Annotated in this window: 14 protein-coding genes; 13 read left to right on the top strand and 1 reads right to left on the bottom strand. The window is 36.2% G+C overall.

The window, feature by feature from the left end:
* Positions 1-86 precede the first annotated feature (86 nt).
* From AC061E_RS04250 to AC061E_RS04195, 12 genes are all read left to right on the top strand, one after another.
* Positions 87-2,348, top strand: a complete 2,262-nt coding sequence (locus AC061E_RS04250; RefSeq protein ID WP_478285156.1) for a TonB-dependent receptor — start codon at positions 87-89, stop codon at positions 2,346-2,348.
* A gap of 257 nt (positions 2,349-2,605) precedes the next feature.
* Positions 2,606-3,121 carry a fasciclin domain-containing protein gene (locus AC061E_RS04245; RefSeq protein ID WP_478285155.1) on the top strand — a complete coding sequence of 172 codons (516 nt, stop codon included), beginning with the start codon at positions 2,606-2,608 and terminating at the stop codon, positions 3,119-3,121.
* 89 nt (positions 3,122-3,210) lie between these two features.
* Entirely contained in the window at positions 3,211-4,362 is a 1,152-nt protein-coding gene (locus tag AC061E_RS04240) for a lycopene cyclase family protein (protein ID WP_478285154.1), read from the top strand.
* Between the two features lie 100 nt (positions 4,363-4,462).
* Positions 4,463-4,873 carry a BrxA/BrxB family bacilliredoxin gene (locus tag AC061E_RS04235; RefSeq protein ID WP_086452817.1) on the top strand — a complete coding sequence of 137 codons (411 nt, stop codon included), beginning with the start codon at positions 4,463-4,465 and terminating at the stop codon, positions 4,871-4,873.
* A 215-nt stretch (positions 4,874-5,088) separates the two neighbouring features.
* A complete protein-coding gene (locus tag AC061E_RS04230; RefSeq protein ID WP_478285153.1) occupies positions 5,089-5,652 on the top strand; it encodes a helix-turn-helix domain-containing protein in 564 nt (187 codons plus the stop codon).
* A gap of 106 nt (positions 5,653-5,758) precedes the next feature.
* Positions 5,759-7,237 carry a serine hydrolase domain-containing protein gene (locus AC061E_RS04225; protein ID WP_478285152.1) on the top strand — a complete coding sequence of 493 codons (1,479 nt, stop codon included), beginning with the start codon at positions 5,759-5,761 and terminating at the stop codon, positions 7,235-7,237.
* A gap of 407 nt (positions 7,238-7,644) precedes the next feature.
* Complete coding sequence (gene trhO / locus AC061E_RS04220; protein ID WP_478285151.1) at positions 7,645-9,012, top strand: oxygen-dependent tRNA uridine(34) hydroxylase TrhO; 1,368 nt, start codon at positions 7,645-7,647, stop codon at positions 9,010-9,012.
* A gap of 186 nt (positions 9,013-9,198) precedes the next feature.
* Positions 9,199-10,548, top strand: coding sequence for a PSP1 domain-containing protein (locus AC061E_RS04215; protein ID WP_478285150.1), 1,350 nt, complete (start codon positions 9,199-9,201; stop codon positions 10,546-10,548).
* Positions 10,532-11,011 carry a gliding motility lipoprotein GldH gene (locus AC061E_RS04210; RefSeq protein ID WP_478285149.1) on the top strand — a complete coding sequence of 160 codons (480 nt, stop codon included), beginning with the start codon at positions 10,532-10,534 and terminating at the stop codon, positions 11,009-11,011. The genes AC061E_RS04215 and AC061E_RS04210 overlap by 17 nt, the downstream gene beginning before the upstream one ends.
* A gap of 9 nt (positions 11,012-11,020) precedes the next feature.
* A complete protein-coding gene (locus AC061E_RS04205) occupies positions 11,021-13,330 on the top strand; it encodes a penicillin-binding protein 1A (protein WP_478285148.1) in 2,310 nt (769 codons plus the stop codon).
* 160 nt (positions 13,331-13,490) lie between these two features.
* Positions 13,491-14,189 (top strand): CoA transferase subunit A, encoded by a 699-nt coding sequence (locus AC061E_RS04200; protein ID WP_221915978.1) that lies wholly within the window; start codon positions 13,491-13,493, stop codon positions 14,187-14,189.
* A gap of 98 nt (positions 14,190-14,287) precedes the next feature.
* A complete protein-coding gene (locus AC061E_RS04195) occupies positions 14,288-14,947 on the top strand; it encodes a 3-oxoacid CoA-transferase subunit B (RefSeq protein ID WP_478285147.1) in 660 nt (219 codons plus the stop codon).
* 120 nt (positions 14,948-15,067) lie between these two features.
* Here AC061E_RS04195 and AC061E_RS04190 read toward each other — a convergent pair whose 3' ends face one another.
* Complete coding sequence (locus tag AC061E_RS04190; RefSeq protein WP_478285146.1) at positions 15,068-16,669, bottom strand: fumarate hydratase; 1,602 nt, start codon at positions 16,667-16,669, stop codon at positions 15,068-15,070.
* A 548-nt stretch (positions 16,670-17,217) separates the two neighbouring features.
* Between AC061E_RS04190 and AC061E_RS04185 the strand changes: the two genes are divergently transcribed.
* Positions 17,218-19,974, top strand: a complete 2,757-nt coding sequence (locus tag AC061E_RS04185) for a M4 family metallopeptidase (protein ID WP_478285145.1) — start codon at positions 17,218-17,220, stop codon at positions 19,972-19,974.
* Positions 19,975-20,240 lie beyond the last annotated feature (266 nt).

Raw genomic sequence — 20,240 nt, 5'->3', positions numbered from 1 at the left:
TTGGGGGTTTAAGCGGTTTGTTGTCATGACAAACCGCTTTTTTAAAAAATTATTTTTAGATTTGTCTAAAATTTAATTTAATTGTTATGAAAAATACTATTACCGTATGCCTGCTGTTGCTATTTTTTATCGGCTACAGTCAAAACAAAAAAAGCCTATCGGGAACGGTAACCTCTAACAATCAACCGATACCTGGCGCAACAGTTGCCTTGCCAAAAACTACTTTCGTCACTCAAACTGATAGTTTAGGACAGTATTTTTTTTCTGAAATTCCAAATGGTAATTATACCATTCAAGTAATGGCAAATGGTTTTCAAACAAAAAACAAAACCGTTAACATAAAAAACCAACAAGAAGTAGTACTCCATTTTGAACTTACTAGCATTGAAAATCAACTAGACGAAGTGGTAGTATCAGGAACACTCAAACCCGTAAAAAGACTTGAAAATCCCGTTCCTGTTGAGATTATTTCGGCTGCTTTTTTAAAACAAAACCCAACCAGCAATGTCTTAGATGCCTTGCAAAACGTAAACGGCTTACGACCTCAAAACAATTGTAATGTGTGTAATACCGGTGACATTCGCATTAACGGACTTGACGGCCCTTACACCATGGTCACTATTGATGGGATGCCTATTGTGAGCGCTCTCGGTACCGTTTATGGCCTTTCAGGTATTCCAAATGCTATGATTGATAAAATAGAAGTGGTAAAAGGCGCGGCATCTACACTATACGGCAGCGAGGCGGTAGGCGGTTTGATTAACATTATTACTAAAAAACCGTTTGCAGTTCCTTTATTTACAGCCGATGTTTTTACTACATCTTGGCTCGAAACGAATGTTGACCTTGGTTATAAAGCCAATATTGGTCCAAAGGCTACTACCTTATTTGGTGTAAATTACTTCACTTACAACAATCCCATTGACAACAACAAGGACAATTTTACCGATGTTTCTTTGCAAAACAGAGCTTCTTTTTTCTCTAAAATAAACATCAACAGAACTTCAAAAAAAGAGCTTAGCCTTGTATCTCGCTACCTTTATGAAGACCGCTGGGGCGGAGAAATGCAATGGAACAAGAGTTTTAGAGGCGGAGACCAAGTGTATGGCGAAAGCATTTACACTTCGCGCTACGAATTTCTAGGGAAATACGAGCTTCCCGTAGCCGAAAAAATGTTCTTTCAATTTTCAGTTATTGGTCACGACCAAAACTCCGTTTATGGCAATTCTACTTTTTTGGCCAATCAAAAAATAGCATTTGGCCAATTCATTTGGGACAAAAACTGGAGCAATCACTCGGTGCTTTTTGGCACAGCACTCCGATATCAATTCTATAATGACAACACGCCCGCAAAAGCAACCTCGAATCATTCTAAAATTTACAGTGCTTTTGCTCAAGATGAAATCACGCACAACGAAAAAACCAGCACACTCTTGGGCTTGCGCTACGATTACAATGACAATCACGGTTCCATTTTTACACCTCGTTTTGCGTTTAAATTCAAACCAACGCCAACAGATATCTTACGATTCAATTTTGGAACGGGTTTTAGAATTGTCAACCTTTTTACCGAGGATCATCAAGCCTTGTCTGGCGCTCGAGAAGTCGTGATACAATCTAACTTGAAACCAGAAACCTCATACAACCTGAACGTAAATTACCTGAAAAAATTCAAACTTACCAATGCGGGCGTGGTTAATCTCGAACTTTCGTCTTGGTATACTTATTTCACAAACCGAATTTTTGCAAATTATGACCTAAACCCCAATCAAATAATTTATGATAATTTAAACGGCAACTCAACTATTTTCGGGCTCAGCGCCAATGCTGATTGGGTTAGCCCGTTTGGGCTCAAAGCCAATCTTGGAACCAGTTACTTTGATGCCATGACCACACAAGATGGCATTAGTTTACGACCATTATTTACCGAAAGATACAGCCTAAACTGGGGCTTTAGTTATGATATTTCAAACTGGTTTTTATCTTTTGATTTTACAGGAAATCTAACTGGACCCATGCGTTTGCCGTTGCTAGGCGAACTAGACCCGCGTCGGGAAATTTCAAGACCATACAGCATTCAAAACATACAAATGACTTTCAAAAAAATTCATAATCTAGAATTATACACAGGTATCAAAAACCTGCTTAATTGGACACCCAATCGTGGAAATCCATTCTTGATAGCTCGCGCCAATGATCCTTTTGATTCCAATGTACAAGTTGACAATTCAGGATCTGTGATCCCAACGACCGATAATCCATTCGCGCTCACTTTTGACCCTACCTATGCGTACGGACCCAATCAAGGACGCCGCCTATTTCTGGGACTGCGATATCATTTTGATTAAAAAAATTTATAGTTACCTAAAAACCATTAGAAAAGGACTCAAAACAAATCAGTTTTGTTTCATTGTTTTTAATCAACAAATTATAATTTTTTTAAAAATAAGTTGTACTAATATTTTAAAAAATTCAATTTAAGCGATATAAATCAATGCTTTACTAAATTTTTATCCACAAAGGTAATAAATAAACAATAGTTAAACTTATACAAATTACACTGCCAACATTTACAAAACGCTGTAATTTTATAAAAAAAAATAATATGAAAACAAAGAAAATTTTATCGTCAACAATTTTAGCAATTGCCTTGTTCACAGGAATTAACTCGTTTGCTCAAAATGTAGTGGAAGTAGCTGTAAGCTCTGCAGATCATACTACTTTAGTTGCCGCTGTAAAAGCTGGTGGCTTAGTGGAAACTTTGTCTGGAGCAGGACCGTTCACTGTTTTTGCACCTACCAATGCAGCATTTGCTAATTTACCAAAAGGAACTGTAGAGACTTTATTAGAACCAGCAAATTTAACAACATTACAAGGAATCTTAACGTACCACGTGGTAGCAGGTAATATTGACAGTAAGGCTGTTGTTGCTGCTATCAAGGCAGGAAAAGGAAAAGCAGTTTTAAAAACCGTTCAAGGTGGCGTACTTACCGCATCACTGAAAGGCAAAAATGTAATCATTACGGATGAAAAAGGGGGAGTTGCAACCGTTACAGCAGTAGATTTAAAGGGATCAAATGGTGTAATTCATGTAATCGACACTGTTTTAATGCATAAATAGTAAAGTACGTTGCCACAATTGAACTATAGACCACGCCAAAGCGTGGTTTGTTTTTTTTATAATTGACTCTAAAAAATTACATTTGTAACGTGAAACACTACGACTATATTTTTACTGGTTCAGGATTATCGGCTTTGATGACCGTTTATAAAATGGTGCAATCTGGGAAATTTAAGGATAAAAGTATTTTGTTACTGGATGAAAACGCCAAAAAAACCAATGATAGAACCTGGTGCTTCTGGAAAACAACCGATTCACTTTGGGAACCGGCTATTTCTAAAAAATGGGATTCGGCTTTGTTTGCCAATGCAGCTTTCCGCAGGGATTTAGACTTGGAACCTTATCATTACAATATGGTGAAAGGCTTGGATTTTTACAACCAAGTTTTTGACTTGCTTTCGAAACAAACAAACGTCACTTTCTTGAATCAGAAAGTCTTGACTATTGAAGAATCCGAAACTATAATTTTAGTACAAACGGAAAGCGAATCTTTTTCGTGCTCCAAATTATTCAATAGTATTTACCACAAACAAAAAGCGGAAAACCAAACTAAATATCCCGTTTTACAACAGCATTTTATAGGTTGGTTTATCAAAAGTGAGCAGGCTGTTTTCAATAATGAGCAAGCCACGTTCATGGATTTTTCGGTAGCACAAAAAGGAAATACCCGTTTCATGTACGTCTTGCCTACCTCAAAAACCGAAGCTTTACTGGAATACACTTTGTTTTCGCACCAACATTTAAAAAAAGAAGAATACGAAAACGAAATCCAAGAATACATCGAAAAGCTGGGGATTACGAACTACGAAATCGTTGAAAAAGAACAAGGCAGCATCCCGATGACCTGTTACCCTTTTTGGAAATCGAATACTAAAAACGTGATCAACATTGGTACCTCTGGCGGTTGGACCAAGGCGAGTACGGGTTACACTTTCAAAAATTCAGATAAAAAATCAAGTGAATTGGTAGCCTTTTTACAAAGAGAAACCGACTTTACTAAATTTCATAAAAAAACAAAATTCTGGTTTTATGATTTGCTTTTATTAGACATATTAGATAGAAAAAACGAATTGGGTTCTCACATTTTTTCTTCGATGTTCAAAAAAGGAAATCCAACGGTGATCTTTAAATTTTTGGATGAAGAAACCTCACTAAAAGAAGATATTCAGGTTATTTTAAAATGTCCGAAAATGTTGTTTATCAAAGCCATTTTTCACGTAGCAGCAAAAGCCTTAAAATAACAATCAAACTATAACAAAACTTTATAATTGAAGTTCTGTTCTTGATGGTAAACTTTGTAACTTTGCAGGACTTAATTACTAATGATTTAAAATAAAAGATATGTATCCAGAAGAAATGGTAAAACCAATGCAAGCAGAACTTACTGCAGCAGGTTTTCAAGATTTACATAGTGCAGAAGCAGTAGAAAACGCATTAAAAGCAGAAGGAACAACGCTTGTAGTTGTAAACTCGGTTTGTGGTTGTGCTGCACGTAATGCACGCCCAGGAGCAAAAATGAGTTTAGAAGGTGGTAAAAAACCAGATCAATTAATTACTGTTTTTGCAGGAGTTGACAAAGATGCTGTTGATGCTGCAAGACAACACATGTTCCCTTTTCCTCCATCATCGCCAAGTATGGCTTTGTTCAAAAACGGAGAATTAGTACACATGCTAGAGCGTCACCACATTGAAGGTCGCCCAGCAGAACTAATTGCTGAAAACCTAAAAGACGCTTTCAACGAGTATTGCTAATACCTGATAAAGTATAGATTTTAAAACCACGTTTCGGCGTGGTTTTTTTATTTGGAGCTACTTCCAGCTATTCGTTTCAATCTTTTTTTCCGCTAAAAAGCGGATAAAAAAGGATTTCCACTGCTATCTGGGCTAAAAGATATTTAGTCCAGTAAATAGATAAGTTACATATCTTTGATACTATTAAATGTTAGCGGTAATTTCACAACCATCTTATGTCAAAATTAAAATTTATAAGAGACTTCCAAAATCTGACTCAGAAAGAGTTGTCTGAAAAATCAGGAATCTCAGAAAGAACCATTCAGCGAATAGAAACAGGAAAAGAACCCAAAGGTTATACACTTCGAATTTTAGCTAAAGCATTAGAAGTAGAAGAAAGCGAACTGCAAACTTTAAAAACTGAAGCAGAAAACACCACGATTACTGAAAAATCAGAAGAAGCGAATTTAATTAACTATTCCTTACTAAAATTAATCAACCTTTCATCACTTCCATTTATAATAATCCCGCCATTTAATATCATCGTTCCAATTGTTCTGATGCTTGTGTTGAAACAAAAAAATGTATTAACAAAAGAACTCATTTCTGTTCAAATCCTTTGGACAATAATTGCACCTATCGTATTTATACTAGGGATTTTTTTAAAGCTTGGGAATCAATTCACACTAATTCTTATAATACTCATTGCTTTATCTAATGTTTTCATTGTCCTTCGAAATGCAATAGAAATAGACAGGTCTAAAAAACTTCGTTACAATCTAAAATTTAGCATGTTATAAAAATTGTCTGGGGTTTGTCGGGTTATTGTCGGGTAGATTTTTTGGCCAAAAATGGGGAGATTCACACCTTTGTCTCAAAATAATCATAGCTTAAATAAAATCCATTATGACAAAAAAAATTCTCTTATGCTTCATAATTGCTATCACTTTTTGTTCAAACAGCAGCGCTCAAGTTGACAAAAATTCATACCTCTATAAAACAATACTATCAAAAGACAGTCTACTATTTAATATTGGTTTTAACACCTGCAACATAAAAAAGTTTGAAATTTTATTGAGTGATCACCTCAAATTTTATCACGACAAAGACGGAATATCTGATAAAACAAAATTTCTTTTAGACTTAAAAAACGGACTTTGTAAAAGTCCAGAAACTCGCCAAGTAAAAAGATTTTTAGTAAAAGAAAGTACCGAAATTTTTCCGCTTTATAAAAATGGAATTCTCTATGGTGCTGTTCATAATGGAGAACACATATTTTCTGAAAAACGAGAAAGTCAATCCGGTATTGCAAAGTTTACCAACGTTTGGCAATTGGAAAACGGGGAATGGAAATTAGCGACCTCATTTAGTTTCGACCATCAAGCCTATGAAAATAAAACAACAGAAAATCCAATTTTTGATAACGATGTTGAAATTGAAAAATGGTTGAAACAAAACAACATTCCAACACTTGGATTGGGAATTATTGAAAACGGAGAACTTAAACAAATAAAAGTTTTCGGAGAAATTACAAAAGGAATATCAGCGCCTTACAATACTATTTTCAATGTGGCATCATTAGCAAAACCTGTTACAGCAATGGTAACTTTGAAACTAATTAGTTCATGTAAATGGAATTTAGATGAACCTATTTATAAATATTGGACAGACCCAGATATTACTCACGATCCTTACACTAAAAAATTAACAACAAGACATATTTTAAGCCACCAAACAGGTTTTCCTAATTGGCGATGGATGAGTGATAACAAAAAACTCAGTTTTCAATTTGAGCCTGGAACGAAATACCAATATTCAGGAGAAGGCTTAGAATATCTCAGAAAAGCAATAGAGAAAAAATTTAAAAAATCTTTACAACAATTAGCCGACGAACTAATTTTTCAACCGCTAAAAATGGATGACACCAGATATGTATGGAGTGAAAAAATCGATACATCAAGATTTGCTATAAGTTATGCCAAAGATGGAAGTACTTACGAAATGGTTAAAAATAGAGTACCAAATGCAGCGGATGATTTATTAACAACCATTGAGGACTACGGAAATTTTTTAGTCAGCGTAATGAATAGCGATGGATTGACACAAAAAGTTTTTAATGAAATGATTTCGCCTCAAGTAGCAAGCTCAAAAGGAAAACATTTTGGACTTGGTTTTGAAATATACAATTTTGATGATGGAAACATCGCACTTACGCACGGTGGTGCAGACAAAGGCGTACAAGCCATTGCATTTGTTTTACCAAAAACAAAACAGGGATTACTAATTTTCACAAACGTTGATGATGGTTATAAAGTGTACGAAAAATTATTATTTCATTATTTAGGTGACTATGGAAAACAGATATTTGAAATAGAAACAAAATAAACACATTATAGCGAACAAGCAAATGGAATGAGAAAGCAGGACTTTCATGCTAAATTTAAAAATTTGGAGTTCTATTAAACATTTGCACTTTGAAGTTCCATAAACTATCGCAAATCTTTTTCTATTGCTCAAAACCATAAATACGATTTTGGAAAACGTAACCTTCAATACACCACAACTCCCCTAGCCCAGATTGCAGCGGCATCCTCTTGTTGTAGCGATAGCGAAAACAAGAGATATAGCGGAAAGCTGGAAATAGCTCCAAGAAAAACAAACCATTAAGACTTAAAAGAAAATTGAGAATCTATTTATTGATTGCGAACCTTAGCCCCTTCAAAACTTTGCGCCTCTGAACCTTTTTGACTACTTTTGCAAAAAATATATTTCTCACTTAAACTGTTTATAGCATGCAACTGTACAACACCTTAAGCGCAGAGGAAAGAGCCATCATGATTGATGATGCCGGAAAACAAAGACTCACTTTGTCGTTCTATGCTTATGCGCAAATTCAAGATCCAACTCAATTTCGAAACGATTTATTCCGCGCTTGGGATCCTTTAGTAGTTCTAGGCCGAATTTATGTCGCCAAAGAAGGTATCAATGCACAATTATCATTGCCTGCTGATAATTTTTATGCCTTCAAGGACACGCTTGAAGCATACGATTTCATGCAAGGAATGCGCTTGAATATTGCGGTAGAGCATGACGATCACTCGTTTTTGAAACTAACGATTAAGGTGCGTGACAAAATTGTTGCCGACGGTTTGAACGATGAAACTTTTGATGTAACCAACATAGGTGTACACCTAAAAGCGAAGGAGTTCAACGAAATTCTTGATGATCCCAACACAATTGTAGTCGATTTTAGAAACCATTACGAAAGTGAAATAGGCTATTTTAAAGGCGCCATCACTCCTGATGTAGATACGTTTAGAGAATCGTTACCTATTATCAACGAACAATTAAAAGACTTTAAGGAAGATAAAAACTTGGTGATGTATTGCACGGGCGGTATTCGTTGCGAAAAAGCATCGGCTTACTTTAAACACCAAGGTTTTAAGAATGTTTTTCAGCTGGAAGGTGGTATTATCAACTACGCCAAGCAAATAAAAGAAGAAAATCTAGAGAGCAAATTTATAGGTAAAAACTTTGTTTTTGATCATCGTTTGGGCGAACGCATTACAGATGATATTGTTTCGCAATGCCATCAATGTGGCACCGCTTGTGATGTGCATACCAATTGCGAAAACGAAGGTTGTCACTTGCTTTTTATTCAGTGTGAATCTTGCAAAGAAAAAATGTACGGCTGCTGTTCTGCTGAATGTGCTACGATTATTCATTTGCCAGAAGAGGAGCAAAAAGCCATACGCAGAGGAGTTAAAAATGGAAATAAGATTTTCAAAAAAGGAAAATCTGAAAAGCTCCTTTTCAAAAATAATGCAGATCCTTTGGCAGCTATTCCCGACTTGACCGAACTTGCAAAACGCAAACCTGTTGCAAAAAAAGCAGTGAAAATTAAAAAAGAATATCTTGGTAAAGGCGCTCATTTTTTCCCGAAGTCTAATGTTGGACAATTTTTCATTGAAGAAAATGAGTTGAAAATAGGCGATACGGTATTGATAAAAGGGAGCACTACTGGAGAACAAATTCTAAAAATCGAGAAAATGATGGTCAATGACACCGCACAACAAAAAGCCGTTGCTGGCGATACGTGCACGTTTCAACTCCCTTTCCGAATTCGATTGTCAGATAAATTATACCGCGTTTTAGAGTAATTCACAAACGCTATTTGAATAATTACCAACCCATTACAATTTAAATTGTGATGGGTTTTTTAGTATAAAATTTATGAATTATTGCTCTAAATTGGCGTTGTTCCATAAAATTAAAAAATACTATCTTTACACATTAAACGTTTTAAGAACTTAAGTTGTGCTCGTCACAACACTACATATAAGATTATGGCATGTACAAGTTGTTCAACTTCTGACGGTGGCGCACCAAAGGGTTGTAAAAATAATGGGACTTGCGGCACCGATAGCTGCAATAAATTAACGGTTTTTGATTGGCTTTCGAATATGAGTTTGCCTAATGGCGACGCCCCTTTTGACTGTGTTGAAGTACGTTTCAAAAACGGACGAAAAGAATTTTACCGCAATACTGAAAAATTAACCTTGAGCATGGGAGATATTGTTGCCACGGTAGCTTCTCCAGGACATGATATTGGAATTGTAACACTAACAGGTGAGTTGGTTCGCATTCAAATGAAGAAAAAAGGAGCGAATCCTAGCAGCAACGAAATTCCGAAAATTTATAGAAAAGCATCTCAAAAAGATATTGATATTTGGTCTGCAGCTCGCGACCGCGAAGAGCCTATGAAAGTTCGCGCACGTGAACTTGCCATTGCTCAAAAACTAGAAATGAAAATTTCGGATATTGAATTTCAAGGGGATGGATCAAAAGCTACGTTTTATTATACCGCAAACGATCGAATTGATTTTAGAGCATTAATCAAAGATTTCGCAAAAGAATTCAGCACGCGTATTGAAATGAAACAAGTAGGTTTCCGTCAAGAAGCAGCTCGTTTGGGCGGAATTGGTTCTTGCGGAAGAGAATTGTGTTGTTCTACTTGGCTGACTGATTTTAGAAGTGTAAATACCTCAGCTGCACGTTACCAACAACTGTCCTTGAACCCACAAAAACTAGCAGGACAATGCGGTAAATTAAAATGCTGCTTGAACTATGAGCTAGACACTTACATGGATGCCTTAAAGCATTTTCCTGATTTTGACACGAAACTAGTTACTGAAAAAGGAGATGCCATTTGCCAAAAACAGGACATCTTTAAAGGGCTTATGTGGTTTGCCTATACCAATAATTTTGCTAATTGGCATGTACTAAAAATTGATCAAGTCAAAGAAATCATTGCCGAAAACAAGTTGAAAAACAAAGTTTCCTGCTTAGAAGATTATGCAATTGAAGTTATTGTTGAGCCTGAGAAAAACTTTAACAATGCTATGGGTCAAGAAAGTTTAACGCGATTTGACCAACCTAAACCAAGGAAGAAAAATAATAAAAAACGCAAGCCTACTGGTGAAAATGCCATTGTTGCCAATGCAAACAAGCCTGCTGCAGCCAATAAAATAACAAACAATAAGCCCGCAGCTAACAAAATTACGAGCAATAAAAACAATAGTAATAAACCAGCAAACACGGCAAGACCTAACAACAACCGTCCTGCTCCTGTTGATAAAAAACCAGCAGAACCCCGCAAACCAATAATTATTACAAAAAATGTGGATAAGAAATAGCACCATACTCTTTTTGGTTACGATACTCTTCTTTTCTTGTGACAAAAAAAGGAGTTTTGATGAGTACCACTCAGTGGGCAACGCATGGCATAAAGACAGTACTGTTACCTTTAACCTACCTATACTTGACTCTACGCAACGCTACAACTTATTTGTAAACTTGAGGGCTAATAACAATTACCAATTCAATAATTTGTTTTTGATTGTTGCAATGGAATTGCCTAATGGATTTACCAAAGTTGATACACTAGAATACCAAATGGCTGATGTTGATGGAACACTTTTAGGAGATGGGTTTTCGGATATTAAGGAAAGTAAACTTTTTTATAAAGAAAATGTTCGATTGCGATCAAAATACAAAGTACAAATTAAGCAAGCCGTACGAGAAAACGGAAAAGTTCCTGGTGTAACAGCCCTTAACGGAATTACCGAAGTAGGATTTAGAATTGAAAAAAAAGAATAAATTAGTATTATGGCTATCAAAAAAAACAACAACCCAACAAGAAACGATGATAAAAGCATCGCGTATTATCAAAAGAAATTTTGGAAAATATTCTTCATAGGTTTAGGAAGCATAGGCTTGTTTTTCCTTTTCACTTCTTGGGGATTATTTGGCGCCATGCCATCCTTTGAAGACTTAGAAAATCCAGATTCTAACCTAGCTACCGAAGTTATTTCGGCTGACGGTGTGGTTATAGGTAAATATTTTGAAAAAAACAGGTCTCAATTAAAATACTCTGATTTACCAAAAAACCTAGTTCAAGCCCTAGTAGCTACTGAAGATGCTCGTTTTTACGAACATTCTGGAATTGATGGTAGAGGAACCTTGAGAGCTATTTCAAGTTTTGGAACCAGCGGAGGAGCAAGTACTTTGACTCAGCAATTTGCTAAGCAATTGTTACACGGTGAGGGATCTAAATTCTTACCTTTTCGAATCATACAAAAAGCACAAGAATGGATTGTAGCCATCAGACTGGAAAGACAATACACAAAAAATGAAATCATTGCCATGTACTGCAATGTGTATGATTTTGGAAATAATTCTGTTGGAGTAAGTTCTGCTGCCAAAACGTATTTTTCTAAAGAGCCAAAGGATTTAACCATTAGCGAATCAGCAATATTAGTTGGAATGTTTAAAAACTCTGGTTTGTACAATCCTATCAGAAATCCAGAAGGTGTGACAAACCGCAGAAATGTAGTGCTTTTGCAAATGGAAAAAGCCGGCATCATCTCTTCATCAGAAAAACAAAGATTGCAAAGCTTACCTATAAAATTAAACTTCAAACTCGAAACACACAAAGACGGAACTGCTACCTATTTTAGAGAGTACTTGCGTGATTACATGAAGAAATGGGTTGAAGAAAATAAAAAACCAGACGGTACTGATTACGATATTTACAAGGACGGTCTTAAGATTTATACCACTATTGATTCTAGAATGCAGTTGCATGCTGAAGAAGCTGTAAAAGAACACATGGCAAACTTGCAAGAGGAATTTTTTATTCAATCAAAAGATAATAAAAACGCACCATTTGTAAACATTTCAACTGTAGAAACGCAGCGTATTATCAACCAAGCCATGAAATCTTCTAGCCGCTGGTCTATCATGAAATCATTGGATAAAACCGACGAAGAAATCATAAAGTCTTTTAACGAAAAAACTAAAATGAAAATCTTTACTTGGAAAGGGGAACGCGATACTATCATGACTCCTCTAGACTCTATCCGTTATTACAAACACTTTTTACAAGCTGGGTTAATGGCCATGGAGCCACAAACCGGTAACATCAAAGCTTGGGTAGGCGGTATCAATTACAAATATTTCCAGTACGATCACGTAGGTCAGGGAGCTAGACAAGTAGGATCTACTTTCAAACCTTTCGTATACGCAACCGCAATTGAACAATTGAATATGTCGCCATGTGACTCTATTGTCGATGGTCCGTTTATGATTCGTAAAGGGCGTCACCACGTAACCGAAGATTGGGAACCTAAAAACTCTGACAACAAATACCGCGGAATGGTAACCTTAAAAAGAGGTTTGGCAAACTCGATCAATACCGTATCTGCAAAACTAATAGATAAAGTAGGTCCTGAGGCAGTAATAGATTTAACACACAAATTAGGTGTAAAATCAGAGATTGTAACACAACCCTCCATTGCACTTGGTGCCGTAGAAATTACCGTTCAAGACATGGTAGCGGCGTACAGTACCTTTGCCAATCAAGGAGTGTACATGAAACCTCAATTTATCAATAAGATTGAAGACAAAAGTGGCGTCGTGATTTATGAGCCTATCCCAGAATCACACGATGTATTGAATAAAGACATTGCATACGCAGTAGTAAAATTACTCGAAGGAGTAACTGAAGGTGGTTCAGGTGACCGTTTGCGTACAACTGGTGGCGGTAATGGAGACAACCGTTGGACAGGTTATCCTTATTCTTTTAGAAACCCAATTGCAGGAAAAACAGGAACTACACAAAACCAATCTGATGGTTGGTTTATGGGAATGGTACCAAATCTAGTAACCGGAGTTTGGGTAGGTTGTGAAGACCGTTCTGCACGTTTCAAAAGCATTACGTACGGTCAAGGAGCTACGGCAGCTCTACCAGTTTGGGGATATTTCATGAAACTGTGTTACGAGGATCCTGCTCTAAAGGTATCTAAAGAACCATTTGAAAGACCGGCTAACTTATCTATAAAAGTAGATTGCTACGTTCCTAAAAAAGTGGTAGACACTACAACAGTAGAACAAGATACAGAAGAGTTTGAATTGTAAAATTTTCATTTGGAGCTAATCCAGCTATACGTTACAATCTTTTTAAAAGCGATGAAAAATCGCTTTTAAAAAGGATTTTCACTGCTATCTGGGCTAGGGTATTCGTACTTAAAACTCAATTCATCAATAGATTAAAATTCGATAAATAGACCTTATTTTTATGATTAACAAAAAAGTAAATACCGTTCAAGATGCACTTCAAGGCATTGAAAATGGCATGACTATCATGCTAGGCGGTTTTGGATTATGTGGAATTCCAGAAAATAGTATTGCCGAATTGGTTCAAAAAAACGTAACCGATTTAACCTGTATTTCGAACAATGCCGGTGTAGATGATTTTGGACTTGGATTGCTTTTGCAAAAGCGCCAAATCAAAAAAATGATCTCATCGTATGTGGGTGAAAATGCCGAGTTTGAACGTCAAATGCTTTCTGGCGAACTAGAAGTTGAATTGACACCTCAAGGTACTTTGGCGGAAAAATGCCGTGCTGCACAAGCGGGAATTCCAGCATTTTTTACGCCAGCAGGTTACGGAACTGAAGTAGCTGAGGGGAAAGAAGTTCGCGAATTTAATGGCAAAATGCACATCATGGAACTCGCTTACAAAGCTGATTTTGCTATTGTAAAAGCATGGAAAGGTGATGAAGCAGGTAATTTAATTTTTAAAGGAACTGCTCGAAACTTTAACTCTAGCATGGCTGGAGCTGCAAAAATTACTATTGCCGAAGTAGAAGAACTTTTGCCTGTAGGCGCATTAGACCCAAACGAAATTCACATTCCTGGAATTATGGTACAACGTATTTTTCAAGGAGAAACGTTTGAGAAAAGAATTGAACAACGAACTGTGAGACAAAAATAGTATTCAGTTTGCAAAGAATTATATGGACTTCATTTTTATGATTTAAGAATGCTCAAATTATAAAAACTTATTTGACTACAAGTTTCAAAAATAAAATTATGGCTTTAACTAAAGAAGATATAGCAAAAAGAATTGCCAAAGAAGTACAAGACGGTTATTATGTTAACCTAGGAATTGGAATTCCTACCTTGGTGGCTAATTATGTTCGCACGGATATTTCAGTTGAATTTCAAAGTGAAAATGGCGTATTAGGCATGGGACCATTCCCTTTTGCGGGAGAAGAAGATGCCGACATCATTAACGCAGGAAAACAAACCATCACTACCTTGCCAGGAGCTTCGTTTTTTGATTCGGCTTTAAGTTTCGGGATGATCCGCTCTCAAAAAGTAGATTTAACCATTCTGGGCGCTATGGAAGTTGCCGAAAATGGTGACATCGCAAACTGGAAAATCCCAGGTAAAATGGTAAAAGGTATGGGCGGCGCAATGGATTTAGTGGCTTCTGCCGAAAATATCATTGTAGCCATGATGCACGTAAACAAAGCAGGCGAATCGAAAATCCTTAAAAAATGCTCTTTGCCATTAACTGGTGTAGGTTGCGTTAAAAAGGTGGTAACAGAGCTTGCGGTACTAGAAGTTACCTCAGCAGGATTTAAGCTTTTAGAGCGCGCGCCAGGTGTTACTGTAGAACATATCATTGCCTCAACAGAAGCAACACTAATAATTGACGGAGAAATTCCAGAAATGGCAATAGATTAATATTTTTTAAAAAAGTAGCCGCAGATTCACAGTTTTGAAATTTCAAAGTTTTGAAATATAAAATTGGTGAATTTGCGGTTTTAAATTTTAAGCTTGCATTTCTAACTTTGCAATTACATTTTATAAATTTTCAAAGAAATCATTTCCTTTATCATCAGTAATGATAAAAGCAGGGAAATTTTTCACTGTGATTTTACGTACCGCTTCCATACCTAATTCCTCAAAGTCTACTACTTCTACTTTTAAGATGTTATCTTGAGCCAAAATAGCCGCTGGACCACCTATTGAACCTAAGTAAAAACCACCGTAAGTTTTACATGCATCCATTACTTGTTTGGTTCTATTTCCTTTGGCAAGCATAATCATACTTCCACCCGCTTTTTGAAACTCCTCTACATACACATCCATTCTACCAGCCGTGGTTGGACCAAAACTTCCCGATGGCATTCCGTCTGGAGTTTTAGCTGGACCAGCATAATACACGGGATGATTTTTAAAATACTCTGGCATAGGTTTACCAGTATCTAATAATTCTTTGATTTTAGCATGTGCAATATCGCGCGCTACAATCAAAGTCCCGTTCAATTTTAAACGCGTTTTAATTGGATATTGTGATAACTTTTTAAGAATATCCGCCATCGGTTGGTTCAAATCAATCTCAACGGCAGGTTCTAAATGTGGCGGAGTCGCAGGCAATAAACGCCCGGGATTCACCTCAAGTTGTTCTACAAAAATACCATCTTTGGTAATTTTTCCTTTTATATTTCTATCAGCAGAACAAGAAACACCTAAACCTACTGGACAAGAAGCGGCATGACGTGGCAAACGAATCACACGTACATCATGCGTGAAATATTTTCCTCCAAACTGTGCTCCAATAGCGCTTTCTTGGCAAATGAGCTGTACCCTTTTTTCCCACTCTAAATCCCGGAATGCTTGACCTGCCATGTTTCCTGTAGTTGGCAAGTGATCAAAATATCCAGCAGAAGCTTTTTTCACTGCTGCCAAATTGGCCTCAGCCGAAGTTCCACCAATTACAAATGCCAAGTGATATGGTGGACAAGCAGAAGTTCCTAAATCCATAATTTTGGCACGTACAAAAGCGTCCATCGACTTTTCGTTCAAAAGCGATTTTGTTTGTTGGTATAAATACGTTTTATTAGCTGAACCTCCACCTTTAGCTAAAAATAAGAACTCATACGTAGCTCCTTTTTTAGAATAGATATCAATTTGTGCTGGAAGATTGGAACCGGAATTCTTTTCTTCGAACATACTGATAGGAACAATTTGAGAGTAACGCAAGTTTTTCTCTTGGTAGGTGTTAAAAATCCCTTTTGAGAGCCACTCGGCATCATCGACACCTGTAAATACATTTTCTCCTTTTTTAGCCATTACAATCGCTGTTCCTGTGTCTTGACAAGATGGCAATTGTCCATCAATAGCTACTGCAGCATTTTGCAATAAATTATACGCCACAAAGCGGTCGTTATCGGTTGCTTCTGGATCATCCAAAATGGCTCTCAGCTTTTCTAAATGCGAGGTGCGCAGCATAAAAGAAACGTCTTTCATGGCCTCTTGCGATAGTAATTCCAAACCTTTTGGATCAACGGTTAAGATTTCTCTGTCGCCTAATTTCTCTACTTTTACGTAATCTGATGTAATTTTTCGATACTGTGTATCATCTTTTAAAATTGGATAGGGATCCTGGTATATAAAGTCCATTGTTTTATTGTTTTTTTTAGGATCCAAATATAAGAATTGTGGCAGAAACTATTATTAATTTATATCATCTTATGACTTAGAATAATTACAAATAAAAGGATTTTTGTGTATTGTAACTATTTAAATTGCTGTTCGAATTGTGAAAAAAGTACTTATTTACATTTAATTAGAAACAAGAGATTAACTTATCGTTAGAGAATCCATTAAAAAGAGGTATTCTTTGAAAGAATTATTTTCAACAGTTGAAAGTGATTTAAAAGCAAATAAATTCAAAACAAAAATGAATATGTTTCGAAAAGCATATTGCGATAATTACAATTACGTTCAGTTACCATGTGTAACTTCTAATATTGTTTTTAGAATAAAAAAAAGTAGTGTTTTTTTTTCTAATCAGTAATTTGAAAAAACAAATACGACATCATTATTAACAATAAAAAGATTTTATTTTACATTTTTTTAACATAAAATAAACATCGTGTTGTTTTTTTGTTAATTTAGCCTCCTGTTTAATTCATTTCTTTTAAAAAACTAACCAAAACCCCAAATCAATGAAAACAAAATTACTAGGTAAAATTGTACTCTTTGCATCCGTTTCCTTTTTAGCCATTGAAGGACGTGCACAAGACTCTTCACAATTCGTAAAACAAAAAACTACAGATGATAAAGGAAAGCCATCGCTTATTGTTTTTAATAAACAATCAACCTATAAATCATCAGATGCAACAAAGGTTTTTACAGAACAATTAGGATTAAAAACCAACTCTAATTTTAAAAAAACGACTTCAGAAACTGATAAATTAGGATATTCACACGAAAAATTTCAATTATATCATCAAGGTATAAAAGTGGAATTCTCTACGTACACCTTGCACTCTAAAGAAGGAAAATTAGAATCCATGAGTGGTGATTTTTATTCACCGGAAAAAACTAACAGTTCAGCTACGTTAAGCAATGACCAAGCTTTTGAAAAAGCACTACAAAAAATAGGCGCTAAAAAATATCTTTGGGAATCACCAGAAGATGCTAAAATGATGAATTACGAAAAACCTACTGGAGAGTTGGTTTTCCTGCCAGTAACAGCTGATTCAAAATCAAAACAAGTAAGCAATAACTTGAGATTAGCCTACAAATTTGATATGTACGCTTCATTTCCTGTAAGCCGTGGAGATGTTTACATTGATGCCGTTACAGGCGAAGTTTTGCTTTATAATGCTACCATCAAACATTTAGGTGAATATAGTCATGGTCGTCAGACTAATTCTACTAAAATAGCAACTTCAAAAAATACCTCTAGTGCGGCTGTAATTGCAAATGCTGCAACACGATATAGCGGTACTCAATCTATTCAGACGGCTTTAAGTGGGTCATCTTACATATTATCTGATGCTACCCGAGGTTTAGGAGTTCAAACTTATAACTCAGCTAGAACAGCCACTTATCCTACCACTAATTTTACAGATGTAGATAACAACTGGACTGCAGCAGAATTTAACAATACTAATAAGGATAACGGAGCACTAGATGCCCATTGGGGAGCAGAGAAAACATACGATTATTTTTCAACGAAACATGGACGTAATAGTTATGATAATGCAGGAGCAAAAATAAAAAGTTATGTTCACTACAACCTAATTGCAGCTGGATATCCTGACAACAACAATGCTTTTTGGAACGGTTCAGTGATGACTTATGGTGATGGAAGTGGTACTGGCGGATTTGATGTATTAACAGCATTAGACGTAGCGGGTCACGAAATAGGTCACGCCGTTTGTAGCAATACAGCTAACTTAACGTATCAAAACGAGTCTGGAGCAATGAATGAAGGATTCTCAGACATCTGGGGAGCATGTATTGAGTATTCAGCTGCACCAACAAAATCAACATGGCTTATCGGAGAAGATATTGAAAGAAGAACTGGTCATTTATCACTTCGTTCAATGAGTAATCCAAATGCTGAAGGGCAGCCAGATACTTATAAAGGAACTTACTGGTATGCAGGAACCGCAGATTCAGGTGGAGTACATACCAACAGTGGAGTTTTAAATCACTGGTTTTATATTTTATCTATCGGAAAATCTGGTACAAATGACATCGGAAGTGCTTTTAATGTAACGGGAATTACGATTGCAAAAGCAGAAAAAATAGCATACCGTTTAGAAAGCGTTTACTTATCTGCAAATTCAAATTATGCTAATGCAAGAACATACGGAATTCAATCTGCAGTAGATTTATACGGAGCAGGTTCACCAGAAGTAATAGCAACAACAAATGCCTTTTATGCTGTAGGAATTGGAGCTGCTTATGCTGGCACAGCTGACACTGTTGCACCTTCGGCACCGGCAAGCTTAGCAGCTTCTGGAACAACTGCAACCTCAACCAACTTAACTTGGACAGCCTCAACGGATAATGTTGCAGTTACTGGCTACAATGTGTACAGAGGAACAACCTTGCTAACAACTGTTACAGGAACATCCTATACCGTTTCAGGATTAACAGCAGCAACTGCTTATACTTTCACCGTAAAAGCTAAAGATGCCGCAGGAAATCTATCAGCAGCTAGTAATGCAGCAAACGTTACTACAACTGGAACTACTATAACGTATTGTGTATCTAAAGGAAGTAATGCAACTTCAGAATACATTGATTATGTTGCATTAGGAGGAATTGCCAATACATCTGGTGCAAATGCAGGATACGGAAACTTTACAGCTTTGACAGGAAATGTACCTTATGGATCAAACACGATCACTTTTAGTGCAGGTTTCAGTGGATCTGCTTACACTGAATATTGGAAAATCTGGATTGATTATAACAAAAATGGTGTTTTTGAAACCACAGAACAAGTTGTTTCTGGATCTTCGTCAAGTAGTACAAACCTAACTGGTACCTTTACGGTTCCTACAACAGCATTATCTGGACCTACCCGCATGAGAGTTTCCATGAAATACAACGCAGCACAAACAGCTTGTGAAACTTTTTCATATGGTGAAGTAGAAGACTATACTGTAAACATTGGTGGAGCTGCAATAGCAGGGTTTACTACAAGTATTGCAGATGGTCTAGGAAATGAAAACAATATTTTTGATTACACTATATCTCCAAACCCTGCTTCAGAATTTTTAAATGTAAGAATGATGGACAACCGTAATGCTAGTTACACCATTTTTAATTTATTAGGAAAACAAGTAGAAATAGGGAAAGTTTCTGAGAATGCAATTAATGTAAGTAAACTAGCTTCTGGGGTTTACCTTTTAGAAGTAAATGATGGTCAAAAAACAATGACCAAGAAATTCATTAAAGAATAAATTATCTAATTCATCAACCAAAAAAGGGGCTGTCTATTGTAGACAGCCCCTTTTTAATTTCTATTTCTACCAACATTTACATGATAAAAAGATAATCCTGAAACACTATAAAGCATTATCTACAGCTCAAATGATTTTGTTATATGCTCCAAAACAAATCTCCTTGCTAATAATACTAGTATCACAAACCTATCGCTACAGCACTAAACTCAGTTTGAGACTAAATAAAGGCCATTATTCTGATTTTACCAAATCCTATAAATACA

The sequence above is a fragment of the Flavobacterium sp. GNP011 genome (assembly GCF_056428925.1).
The sequence above is the reverse complement of the archived record's forward strand: the minus strand, read 5'-3'. Positions and strand labels throughout refer to the sequence as shown.